Raw genomic sequence first — 11,882 nt, 5'->3', positions numbered from 1 at the left:
ATCCACGATGTACCTGACCCAATCACTGCACCGGGAGCTGCAACAGAACCCGTCCAGGGTGGCAACGATATTCGGAGACCGCGTGCGCACTGTCGCCGAATCGGTAGACCGCATCGCGCGACTCGGCGGAGCGCTGCGCGCACTGGGCGTGCAGCCGGGGGACCGTGTCGCCTATCTCGGCCTGAATTCGGATCGCTATTACGAGTACCTGTTCGCCGTGCCGTGGATCGGCGCGGTGGTGAACCCGGTCAACATCCGGTGGAGCCCTGCCGAGATCGGCTACTCGCTGCGCGATTCCGGCACCCGCGTGTTGCTGGTCGACGACGCGTTCGCGAAACTTCTGCCGGCGCTGCAGGATCAGTTCGACGGCTTGCACACGGTGATCTTCACCGGTGAGGGTGAGACCCCGCCGGGCACCCTGCGGTACGAAAACCTGGTCGCGGCGCACGAATCGGTCGAGGACACCCACACCGGTGGCGACGCGCTGTTCGGCATCTTCTACACCGGCGGCACCACCGGACATCCGAAGGGTGTCATGATCAGCCACAACAACCTGGTCGCCTCGGGTCTGGGGTCGGTGGCCACCGGATATGTCGTTTCTCCCGGCGGCCGGGTCTTGCATGCTGCGCCCATGTTCCACATGGCCGACATCGCGATCTGGACGATGGGCAACCTCGCCGGCTCCACCCACGTGATAGTCCCAGCGTTCAGCACCACGGCCACACTGCAGACGATCGCCGATCACCGCGTCACCGACATGCTATTGGTGCCGACCATGATCCAGATGCTCGTCGACGACCCGGCAGCCCGCGGTTTCGACCTGACCAGCGTCGAACACTTCCTCTATGGCGCATCGCCGATTTCGGAGTCCTTGCTCGAACACGCCCGAAAGATCTTCCCGACGACTGGTTTCACTCAGGTGTACGGCATGACCGAACTGTCGCCGGTCACCACCCTGCTGTCCCCGGCCGATCACGACAACCCAGCGCTGAGGCGGGCAGCCGGACGGGCCGTCCCGCATGCCGAGGTCCGTATCGTCGACGAAAACGACAACGAGCTGCCCCGCGGCACCGTCGGCGAGATCGTCGCGCGCGGCGATCACGTGATGCTCGGCTACTGGAACAAGCCGGAGGCAACCGCGGAAGCGGTGCGCGGCGGCTGGATGCACACCGGCGACGGCGGATACATGAACGACGACGGCTACGTGTTCATCGTCGACCGGATCAAGGACATGATCGTCACCGGCGGCGAGAACGTTTACTCCGCCGAAGTCGAGAACGCACTGGCCAAACACTCGGCGGTGGCCGCATGTGCGGTGATCGGCGTGCCCGACCAACGGTGGGGTGAACGCGTGCACGCCGTGATGGTGATCAAACCTGGCCAGCACGCCTCCGAAGACGACCTGCGGGAGCACTGCCGGACGCTGATCGCCGGCTACAAGGTGCCCCGCAGTGTTGAGTTCGTCGACGCGCTGCCGATGTCCGGAGCCGGAAAGATTCTCAAAAGAGAACTGCGGCAACCGCACTGGGAAGGTAGGGCGGCCGCAGTGTCCTGAGCCCGGCGTGCGTCGATTCAGCGAGCCGTGTCGAGAACGACCCTGAGGACGTCGTCCGTGCGAGCGTCGCTCCGCCGCAAGACAAGCATGCCGCACGCGAGATCCTCCTCGCTACCCTGAAAGCGAACTGACTCTCGACGACCTGCGTGAATTCGCGCGCCAACGACTCGCCGGCTATAAGCTACCCATTCGCCTCGAGATCACGCTGCAACTGCCGCGAACTCAATCAGAAAAGTACTCAAATACCGACTGCGCGAAACCTATAGGGGGATGTCGTGGCGATCACACAAGAACTACTCGCTGACCTCCGAGCGGAAACCGCCGAACTCGAATCGATGATCGGGGGCGTCGACAATGCGTCATGGTCGACGCTGACACCAGCCGCTGGGTGGACGGTTCAAGATCAACTCAACCACCTCGCCTACTTCGACGACGCAACCACCCTCGCAATACGGAACCCCACCGAGTTCTCACAACTCGCTGACAACCTGATCCACAGTGCGCAGGATTTCGCGGGCGAAATCGCTGAGCAGCAGAGCAACTTGTCCGTCGAGACGACGGGAAACTGGCTCCGCCGCGCGCGCCACGACCTCCTCGCCGCGTTCGACGCCACTGAAAACACTCGACGAGTACCGTGGTTCGGCGTCTCCATGAGCCTCGCTTCGTCCATTACGGCACGGCTCATGGAAACCTGGGCACATGGGCAGGACATCGCCGACGCGCTGGCAATCGAACGACAGCCAACCACTAGAATTCGACACATTTGCCATCTCGGCGTGCAGACGAGAGCTTTCAGCTATGCGCTGCGCGGCATGGAGGCGCCCACCGAGCCGGTCGAGATTGTGTTGACTGCGCCCGACGGAAGCGAATGGCACTGGGGACAACGGGGCGGCCAGAGTAGTGTGTCCGGTTCGGCGTGGGACTTCAGTCTTGTTGTCACCCAGCGTCGCAATATCGCGGACACAGGCTTGATTGTCACCGGTCGTGTTGCAGGTGAGTGGATGTCCATTGCGCAGGCATTCGCCGGCGCTCCGGGGGCGGGGCGAGCGCCGATGGGGAAGCGGTGAAGACAGGAACCACGATTGGAGGTGCAGTATCGAACTAGTGCTCCGACTATCGGAGACCTCCGTCGTCTACGACCCAATGGCGCGACGGCCGGACTCCATCGAGGGATACTGGCTCAGATCATCATCGTCGCGATCGTGTGGGATGACCGTCGCTGGGTTGCCCGCGGCGGAGAGAAGGGCACTGTCCTCGACATCGCCATCTGGGCGGCGCCGTTTGGCCTGATCGGCGGTCGTCTCTATCACGTGATGACCGACTGGCCGACGTACTTCGGGGACGGCGGCGTCCCGGGTCGACGCCTTGTGGCAGGGCACCCGCCAGAGGTTGGCGACCTCCCCGTTGACCAGAGCGATCATCGCCATGGGCGCGGTGCCACCAAGGATGGCCGCCGCCCGGCATCCGAGCGAGGCACCCGACCAGCGGACCTCCGGCGGAAAGAGCTCGGCTGCGCGCCACGCTGACCGCCGGGGGAGTTGGGAGACCGACCGGTCACAGGATGCACCGACCACGCGGTCAGAGCCACACGGTGCGCCGCACCGCACACGCGGCACGCTGACACAGGGAGAGGGCTGAGCCGTCCTGCGAACCGGTGGGCCGCGAGCCGGAGCGGAACCACGCGGGCGCTGGTCGCCGTGTCACCGACCCCAGTCGCGCGACGGGTGGAGGGGCCCACGCTGAGCTGTTGTGGTGTCCTTTACTGCCCGGGCCTGCGGGTATAAGATTGCTTATAGAGGAGGTGCTGGGTTATGACGATCATGATGGACTGGGACCGGTTGTTCTCCAGCATGGCTGAGAACCGGGCGCGTGAGGTGGTCGCGCATATCGGCTTCCTGCGTAACCTGCGGCAACTGTACGAGGGAGGGGTCACCCAGACACGGTTGGCGCAGGTCAACGGCGTCAGCCAGCCGGCGATCAGCCAGATGCTGCAGCGCGCCCGCGTCGAGGCACCGGATGTCCGGCCGGGCACCCACGGCGGCACCGCCTATGAGGTCGCCGCACGGTGCGCGGCCGGCGAGATCGATCCGGCCACGATGCGCGCCGAGCTGATCGGCTGGCAGTACGACCAACCGATGGCGCCGTCCGCCTACCCCGACGTCGACGACGTCCGCCCCCAGACGGAGGGCGGCTTCAACCACCAGATCGGCCGCGCGCTCACCCACGGCTTCCTCACCGATGAGGACTACGACCTGATCCTCGACGCACTGGCCGACTGACCTGTGCCGACCCATGAATTCGAGGATCGCCGTGCCTTCCTCGCCTCGCTGTCCGCACCGGGCGGCCCGCTGACGATCGACGCCCCACACGCCACGGTCAACGACCGCCGGTACTTCCGCCGGATCGACGGCGAACCGATCCCCACCCGGCCGCGGTTGCGGCTGCACGAGCGGATCCTCGCGGACTGGCGAGCATCGCGCACGCAGGTCCGCCGCGACCGGGTTTCGATCCTGATGGCCGGACCGCCCGGCGCCGGCAAATCCACCGCCCAAGCCCATCTGGTGGGGGAGCACCCGCAGGGGTGGCGGCATCTGGATGCGGACGAGTTCAAACTCCGCCTCCTCGCGGCGGCCGTCGAGGACGGGTCGCTGCAGCAGCTGCTGCCCGAGGAGTTTCGCGCGGCGCCGGGGCAGCCGAGCCGGTTCTATCCGAACGAGCTGTGCGCACTGGTGCACATCGAATCGAATCTTCTGCTCGAAACGGCCGTGGCACAGTCGTTGTCGGTGGGGGAGAACGTGATCATCGACGGCACCATGGCCTGGAAGCCGTGGGCGACCGAGCTGGTGAACCGACTCGAGCGGGAGCACTACACAATCCACATCGCCGACGTCGAAGCCTCCAAAGAGCTTGCTACCGCCCGGATCGTGCACCGATGGCAGCAGGGTCTGACCGCCGCGCTGACTGCATCCGGTGACGATTTGGCGGCCCGGATGGGTGGGCGATGGCTCCCGGTCTCGGCCGTCGACCGCCTGTTCACCGACAAGCGGCTCCCCGACGGCAAACCGCTCCACGGCAAATCCGTCAGCGAGGTCAACGCACGTGAGGTCAGCGAAGAATCACCGGCCGTCACCCGCTACGACCTTACCTCACCCCTGCAGTGGACCAGGGACCGGAGCACATCGAACGCCGTGAACGCACCACCGGTGGTCAGCTCGAGCCGAGTTGGGCCGCAACGGCCGCGCAGGACCGCAAGTCGACGGACCGAACACTGGAGCCCGAGATCGAGATCGACCGTATGTGACAGGCCACCGATCACTGCGGCGGATTTCCGAGGATAGTGCTCGGGGCGATGACCGCGGTGATCTCACCTGCGTCGAACATGCAACTTATGCGAACTCCCCTGTGGTCGTGATTGATGCCCAACAATACTGATGCGCAATGCGAATCAGTCGACCATCAACAATCGAGTCAGGTCTTGTGCTACAACGGCCGGCATCTGTGATCTGCGATCGAAAGGGCGTTGTCGCCAGGGCGGGCCGACCGTGCTCCAGTGCAGCGTTAGCACGCAGGTGACAGTGGTCGCCACCTTGTGATGACTGGGTGGCGAATGAACCTCCATGTAGAGAAGGACTTGTCGAAAAGGCAAGAATAGGAGAATATTTGGAGGTGAATACACCCCTTTCATTTGACCTTCCCTCGGAACAGCTCGGTAAGGCAATGGTCTACATGCGTGCCCTCCGCAGGCAGATTCTGTCGTACTGGTACGCAACAATTGAGGACGCTGAAGCGGCGGTTCTCGAGGCTGGATTGGCTTCGATAACAGTGAATATCCTCGACGAGGCAATCTTCGAGTTCGCGCATGGGGAGAAGTACAAACAATTTCGGCTGAATGATCGTTTGGGGCAGGTCGTCACCGGCCTTGAATTGATCCGAAATTGCGAGACGCATTCTCCGGTCCACTACGAGGGGCTTCTGGTGGAGAGAACCCGCCTGAGTGTTCCACTGGCCACTGGGGGCGCAGGTATGCGAAGCATCTATGCGTGGGCGGAGTTTGACAGTCTGCCAAAGGCATATGTCGAGCTCAACTCAACGGCGACTGATAACCAAAAGCGCGCACGTGGAGAGGCTCAGCACGGCTACCGGCAAGCGATCGGCGGGCGCGTCGTGACGGAGACTCTGTTGGATGCCGTATCGTTTTTCGAACGCCTCGATCCGCGTCTCGCTATGGACGATGGTCCCGAGTTGCGCCATGCATATGCCGAGATTCCGGAACTCGATTCAGCGAGTGGAGCGTCCCGAATAGTAATTGCACGCCCTATTGGGCTGGACGCAACAGCGCTTCTGCTCCCGAATATCGTTACGCGTCACACGGAGCGACGATCGGCGAATTGGCCAGCTGCCGATTCGTTCTTCAAAGAGAAGGTGCGACAGGCCAAGCAACATCCGCCGGCGGTAGAGGCTAGGGAAGTGCTGTACGCAGTAGTGGACGAGAATGGTCGACTCATCGGCTACAGCGGTGTATCACTCGCTGCGAGCGGCGCGCACGAGACGTGGGTTGAGCGCAGGAATCAGGTTTGGAAGGATGTCCGAGCTGGGTTCAAGTATTACGTTAAGGCGCGAACTGGCTCTGTCAAAGTAGTGTCAGGCGAACACTCCGGTGCTCTCGGCGCCGTGGATTCCGAGGACGTGGATCAACTGGCGCTCTTGGCAGCCGCAACGGATCCCACTTTTGACATGCAGAGACTGACGATGGTTGAAGCGTTCCCCGACCTGTATCTCCAAATGCGAACTAATTGATCATAGTTGCTGTCCGTGTGGCGTGAGCGTGGTCCTCTCGGCAAAGCGCTTGCTGCATGGTGGGGTGGGGCAACAACGTCATACGCAAGGCGAATGGTCAACTACTGGAACGGAAACGACGTCCCGAGCTAACAACACGAGCAGTGCACTGCAGTTCCCGACGGCTGCGGTGAGGTTACATGGTTGGGGCAGAGGGCCCGGACGACCGCAAGAGTCAAAACGTTGCCAATCGGTGCGGCAGGGTCCGGCTCTATCAAGCTAGCTGGATGGTATTCCCCATTCCCAGCCTCTTAGGTCCTGGAGCCGGGCTTGGCGGTCGGTCTCCAGGTTTCCTTTGAGATATCTGGCGCGTTGCTTTCTCACCCAGCTGCCGAGTCCGTAGCCGTTGACTACGAGGCCGTAGGGAACTATGGGGTGATCGTGGATCTCGACGAAGTTGGTCAGGTGGTTGAACCCTTCCTCCCATTTGTCAGCGCCGGGGTCCCATGTCCATCCGGACACGTCTTCGAGTCGGCGTTGGCGGTCCGGGTGGAGAGTGCCCTTGGTGTGGGCGGCCCGCTGTCGCGCGACCCATTTACCGAGCGCATAGTCGTCGGCGGTGTAGTCGAACGCGACGCGGGCATCCTTGTAGAGGGCGACGTACCGCAGCAGGTGCTCGAACCCTTCGTTCCATTGATCGTCGATCGAATTCCAGGTCCAGCCGGGGACGGCTTCGAGTCGGCGTTGCCGGTCCTCTCGAAGGATGCACTTGGTGTAGTTCTGGCGTTGTCTATCGACCCATGTGCCGAGCGGGTAGTCGGCGACTCTGTAGGAGTAAGGTACTCGCGCGTGATCGTGGATTTCGACAAAGTCAGTGAGGTGGTTGAACCCTTCCTCCCATTTGTCGGCGCGGGGATCCCACGTCCACCCGGGAAGACTCTCGAGGCGGCGCTCGAACTCAGCGTCGAGGTAGCCGTTGTCGTGGGCCCTGCGTTGCACCTCGACCCATGTTCCGATTCGATAGCCATCGTCGATGTGCGACGCCGGAACCCGGGCGTGACCGGCACGATCGACGTACTTGAGGAGGTTTCTAAATCCCTCTTCCCACCGATCGATTTTTGGCTTCCAACTCCATCCAATCAGGCTTAGGAGCCGGCGTTGGCGGTCGGCATCCAGAGTTCGCCGTGCGTGGTTGACACGTTGCATACTGACCCAGTTACCAAGCTGGTAGCCGTCGTCATCCTCGTAGCTCTGCAGGACGAGGGAATCACCATGACGTTCAACGTACTCGAGGAGTCGGCTGAAACCCTCTTCCCACTGATCGGCGAAAGGGTCCCAGGTCCATCCGGGCAGGTCCTCTAGTCGTCGTACATGCTCGGCGTCGAGAAGGCCCTTGTCGTGTCTCGCACGTTGGGTGACAACCCACCTACCGAGGTTGAAACCGTCGACGATGCCGGACGGCGCGATGCGTGCTTGGCCGATTCGTTCGACGTGCTGTTCCAGTACTCCGAACGCGAACTCCCAGGTGGCAGTGGTCTGCTCAACGAGTCGCACGTCGAAAGCGCGTGCGAAATCGGCGCCGACCTGTTCGGGCAGGTCGAGATGAATTTTGGAGGGCAGTCGTGGCTGTTCGCCCTGCCGGCCGAGCTGTCGTCTGAGTCCGTCGAGGTGCTCGCCGAGTTGGCTGTCGTGTGACCGGAGCGCCTTGATCACGTCCCAGACAGGTTTGAATGCAGAGTTGTCGAGGGCGACCGCCGGGTCCTCGTCGGTGTCGACGAAGACCGGAATGACGATGGTGCCGATGGTCTTGTCGGGGGCGAGCCTGATGGCGCGACCGACGGCCTGCACGATGTCGACCTCGGAGCGGCGCGGGTCGATGAAGGCCACGCTGTCGAGGGTGGGGACATCGACGCCTTCGGCGAGGCAGCGCGCGTTGGCGAGCAGTCCCCTTTGGCCGTGCTCGAGCCGGCCGAGGTGGTGCAGGAGCGCATGACGCTGCCCGGCGGGCATCTCGCCGGATGCGTAGTCCGACCACACTTCACCCAACGGTTGCTGGCCGGCGGGCATCCAGGAGATCACCTCGGGGAGGGACTGGGCGAACTCTTGGGCGCGCTTGACCCGCGAGTGGAAGGTGATGGTGCGGTGCAGGTCGTAGCGGCACATCGCCTGGGCGAGGCCGATTTGTCCGGCGAGAGTGCGGGCGTCGGTCACCTCGTTGCCATCGATAGTGACGAACCGGCCGCGCTGGGCCCAGTCCCGGTAGGTTTCGTCATCGACTGCGACGACGGCCACCTGGTAGTCGGTCAGCAGTTCACGTTCGATCGCCTCAGCGAATCCGAGCCGGTGGAACACCGGCCCGAACACCCACTCGTCGTCCATCGAGGCGACCTCGAAGTCGGCTTCCTTCGCTTGCCGCACGACCCGGCCGGTGAAATAGCGTGGGGTCGCGGTCATGAACAGTCGACGGTTCGCCTTGATCGACTCCGCGGCGAGGATGGTGCCGAAACCGGAGGAGACGCGGCCAGCACAGCGATGCGCCTCGTCGGCAATGACCAGATCGAAGGCCGGTACCCGACCCAAGCGGAACGCGTCGGCGATCTGGGGGGATGACTGGTAGGTGGCGAACACCACCCGCGGACCAGACCGTCGCCGCAGAAATCTCGCGATCTCTTCCGGGTCGGTCGTGACCGGGAAACCCAGATCACTCGTGGTCGCGACCACCGCATCCGGGTCGGCGACCGTCTCATCGGAACACACTGGTAGGAAGTCGAACGCCTGCGTGGTGTGGGCGGTCCACTCCCGCAGCGTCTGAGCCAACAGCGACAACGAGGGCAGCAGCACCAGCGTGCGTTCGGCGGTGAGCTGCTCATTGATGAACAGTGCGGTCAGGGTCTTTCCCGTGCCACACGCCATGATCAATTGGCCGCGGTCGTACTCGTCGAAACCCTTGATCACCTTGTCGATGGCCTCGCGCTGACGCGGGCGCGGACGGTTCAGTACGAGTCGCGGGGACCGCAGATCGGTTGGAGATCGAGGCCAGTCGACCGCGGCGACCTCGAGGTCACCGCGGAGAAGGACACTCGCTTGCTTCTCCTGCGCCTCCAGCGTCCGCTTGGCGGTGCGCCCGATCAGGTCGGTCGTCGCGATCAGCAGTCGGAAGGCGAACTCCGGCCGCCCTGACTCGGCCAGGAAGGTGTCCACGTCGCGTTTGGTGATCGACACGGCCGGGTCGTAGGCCTTGGCCTGGATCGCCCAGAGGCGCCCGAGGCGATCCTCGGCGACGAGGTCGATACCCGCATCAGCTCCCCAACGCTGAGGCCAGTCCTTCCACAGCCACACACGCCGCAGCTCGTGCGCGTAGACCGGATCGTGCCTCAGGAACCACTGGCAGAGGTGCTCGAACTGACTGCCACGCCGAACGGGATCAGTATCCAACTGTTCCAACAGATCACCGAGTGCCGCCATAACGAGCGAGATTAGCCTGCCGCTCTGACAATGACCGGTAGCTAGCTCGAAAGCCGGGACTGCCGCGGAACGACCCCACTCAGCGGCCTGGCCCGGCGCACCCGCCGATTCGAAAATTTGAAGGGTGTGGACATGGGGGAGCGCACGCTGCCGGCCAGCCTGTGGCGTTGCTCTTGCCCCGGAGAGGTTTCGCCCTCCGGACGCCGGCGGATTCATTCGCGCAGTTGTCGGCGCCTCGGGTGGTACCCGCCGATACATTCACACGACCTATACCGCGGCTCCGGTTCCTCTGGTTTGATTCGTCGGTGAAGTATGCAGTTGTCGTGGCCACCATCCTCGGTGTGATGTCACTGTCCGCGTGCGGATCCGACGATTCCGCAGCACCGGAGTCGACTCCAACGACGATTACCGCCGCACCGACGACATCGAAGAAGTTGGCCGGTGACGACCTCTTCGTCCAGAAGCGTCGCGCGGGCGGAATCTTCCCGACGGCCGGCAAGGTACTTCTGTTGACCCCGCTCGCGCGACAGAACTGCGGCGCCCTGGCGAGCATCACGCTCCCGATGGCCAGAAGTTCGACAAAATGGTGGAACTGTCGATGATCCTGGGCGAAGGCAAGAACATCTTCGACAACCAGGTGACCGCCGAGGCGTACATGAAGGCCTCGATCGCGGCGTACGGCCCCGCAGTGCCTGGTGTTGATTCCGGCATGAGGACACCGACTCGTCCTTCGGTGGACCGACCCCGAGGGCACCCAGCAGCTGCGGTTGGTGGGATGGTACCCAGTGGACCTCGGCGACCAGGCCGCGAGCGCTGCAGGAGGGCCGAAAGATTCCGCCACCGCCGATCGATCGGGCGCCGGTGCATCCGCCGTCGACCGGCAGTCTCGACGGCCTCAACTTCGGCAGCTAGCACGCGTGTTACCCGCTCGTATCAGCTACTTGAAGGCTGTCGTCGCCTCGGTTGTCGCCGCGGACCCACCTCACCCACCGACCGGAGAAACAATGCGTAGGAACATTCTGGCAGTAGTCCTAGCTGCCGCCGCCTTTGCGATGGCGGCGGGTTGTGCATCGGAAGGGGCCGCGCCGCCACCGCTGTCCAGCCTCACGCCCACACCGGTGGCGACCACAACTACCGAAAAAATCAGCGCGACAACCGAATTACCTCCGCCTTCTGAACCGATCGTGGATCAGGTCGCTCCTTCGCAACCAATCGAAGTGGAGAAGACGTTCATGTTCTGCGATGGGCACCCGCTGGTTGGTGTGTACAGCGGCTCCGATGGCCTGCAGTACTCGGTCCCGGACGATCCGCAGTGCGAGCAACTCCTCCCTGAGGAAACGTTCGCTCCGCCGGCTGAAGTGGTGAAGACGTTCATGTTCTGCGATGGGCACCCGTTAGTTGGTGTGTACAGCGGCTCCGACGGTCGGCAGTACTCGGTTCCGAATGACCCGCAGTGCGGACAACTCGCACGTGTCGAGACCACGCGTCCGTACCCGACAGAGGACGAGTCGTTCCTCGAAACGTGCATGGTGAAGTCCGGGCAGACTCGCGAGGAATGCGTCGCCAATATCCAGGACAGTATCGACAAGGGATACATACGGGTCCCGTGACCTGAATACTCCTTCGAACTGGGACGCTCCTCGAAGTGTTCAGTGCTCACTTATCCTGGTCTGCAGTGTCATTCACGTAGACGACACCGGTCGGCTCGGGAGAATCGGCCCGTCGACGCCGTGCGGTTTTGCGGTGACACGATGTTTGCCAGAGGGTGTCCGGGAGTGAAACGAACCGATTAGTATGCGCAGTTGATGCGACGGACGTCGGTAGCCAGACTTCGGCTCTTGTCCGGCCGCGCAGGGTTGGTGCGGTTTCGGGTCGAACGAGGGTGGTTTCTGGTGGAGTTTCCGATGCTGTCCAAGGGACAGAATTTGTCGCTGTCCGCTGAGGTGGAGCAGATCGATGTGGTGCTCGGGTGGACCGAGTCGGAGGTCGAGGTCGATGCGTCGGCTTTGCTGCTGAACTCCGGCGGCAAGGTGCGCTCCGACGAGGATTTCGTGTTCTACAACCAGCCCGAGTCGACGGACGGGTC

General features: G+C 63.2%; 9 protein-coding genes and 2 pseudogenes. 9 read left to right on the top strand and 2 right to left on the bottom strand.

The features are described from left to right. Positions 1 to 7: 7 nt before the first annotated feature. The 3 genes and pseudogenes from AZG88_RS12410 to AZG88_RS49795 form a co-directional block, all read left to right on the top strand. Positions 8 to 1,555, top strand: a complete 1,548-nt coding sequence (locus tag AZG88_RS12410; RefSeq protein ID WP_061697844.1) for a long-chain-fatty-acid--CoA ligase — start codon at positions 8 to 10, stop codon at positions 1,553 to 1,555. 275 nt (positions 1,556 to 1,830) lie between these two features. Beyond that, entirely contained in the window at positions 1,831 to 2,622 is a 792-nt protein-coding gene (locus AZG88_RS12405) for a TIGR03084 family metal-binding protein (RefSeq protein ID WP_061697843.1), read from the top strand. 120 nt (positions 2,623 to 2,742) lie between these two features. Then, positions 2,743 to 2,932 (top strand): annotated as a pseudogene (locus tag AZG88_RS49795) (prolipoprotein diacylglyceryl transferase family protein); the annotation flags it as partial. Here AZG88_RS49795 and AZG88_RS53525 read toward each other — a convergent pair. Beyond that, positions 2,932 to 3,066: pseudogene (locus AZG88_RS53525) on the bottom strand (MFS transporter); the annotation flags it as partial. The pseudogenes AZG88_RS49795 and AZG88_RS53525 sit on opposite strands and share 1 nt — an antisense overlap. Positions 3,067 to 3,366: 300 nt before the next feature. On the opposite strand from AZG88_RS53525, the gene AZG88_RS12395 reads away from it, so the two are divergent. The 3 genes from AZG88_RS12395 to AZG88_RS12385 all read left to right on the top strand — a co-directional run bounded on the left by AZG88_RS12395 (position 3,367) and on the right by AZG88_RS12385 (position 6,352). Further along, complete coding sequence (locus AZG88_RS12395) at positions 3,367 to 3,834, top strand: hypothetical protein (protein ID WP_061697841.1); 468 nt, start codon at positions 3,367 to 3,369, stop codon at positions 3,832 to 3,834. Between the two features lie 3 nt (positions 3,835 to 3,837). Then, positions 3,838 to 4,893, top strand: coding sequence for a zeta toxin family protein (locus AZG88_RS12390; protein WP_061697840.1), 1,056 nt, complete (start codon positions 3,838 to 3,840; stop codon positions 4,891 to 4,893). Positions 4,894 to 5,155: 262 nt separating this feature from the next. Beyond that, positions 5,156 to 6,352 carry a hypothetical protein gene (locus AZG88_RS12385; protein ID WP_156517473.1) on the top strand — a complete coding sequence of 399 codons (1,197 nt, stop codon included), beginning with the start codon at positions 5,156 to 5,158 and terminating at the stop codon, positions 6,350 to 6,352. 258 nt (positions 6,353 to 6,610) lie between these two features. On the opposite strand, the gene AZG88_RS12380 is transcribed toward AZG88_RS12385, so the two are convergent. Next, entirely contained in the window at positions 6,611 to 9,796 is a 3,186-nt protein-coding gene (locus AZG88_RS12380) for a DEAD/DEAH box helicase (RefSeq protein WP_061697838.1), read from the bottom strand. Between the two features lie 305 nt (positions 9,797 to 10,101). Here AZG88_RS12380 and AZG88_RS12375 point away from each other — a divergent pair, with 305 nt between their 5' ends. From AZG88_RS12375 to AZG88_RS53520, 3 genes are all read left to right on the top strand, one after another. After that, positions 10,102 to 10,398, top strand: coding sequence for a hypothetical protein (locus AZG88_RS12375; RefSeq protein ID WP_061697837.1), 297 nt, complete (start codon positions 10,102 to 10,104; stop codon positions 10,396 to 10,398). A gap of 339 nt (positions 10,399 to 10,737) precedes the next feature. Continuing rightward, a complete protein-coding gene (locus AZG88_RS51620) occupies positions 10,738 to 11,406 on the top strand; it encodes a hypothetical protein (protein ID WP_156517472.1) in 669 nt (222 codons plus the stop codon). A 282-nt stretch (positions 11,407 to 11,688) separates the two neighbouring features. Beyond that, the coding region (locus tag AZG88_RS53520) for a TerD family protein (protein ID WP_231913955.1) at positions 11,689 to 11,882 on the top strand (194 nt) is incomplete at its 3' end.

Source organism: Rhodococcus sp. LB1 (assembly GCF_001583455.1).
Lineage (GTDB): Bacteria > Actinomycetota > Actinomycetes > Mycobacteriales > Mycobacteriaceae > Rhodococcus_F > Rhodococcus_F opacus.
This window is presented reverse-complemented; position numbering and strand designations above follow the sequence as displayed.

Excerpts from the sequence above, each read along its gene's own strand:
- AZG88_RS12395 (WP_061697841.1), top strand. The coding sequence starts at position 3,367 with ATGACGATCATGATGGACTGGGACCGGTTGTTCTCCAGCATGGCTGAG.
- AZG88_RS12380 (WP_061697838.1), bottom strand. The coding sequence starts at position 9,796 with ATGGCGGCACTCGGTGATCTGTTGGAACAGTTGGATACTGATCCCGTT.
- AZG88_RS12410 (WP_061697844.1), top strand. The coding sequence starts at position 8 with ATGTACCTGACCCAATCACTGCACCGGGAGCTGCAACAGAACCCGTCC.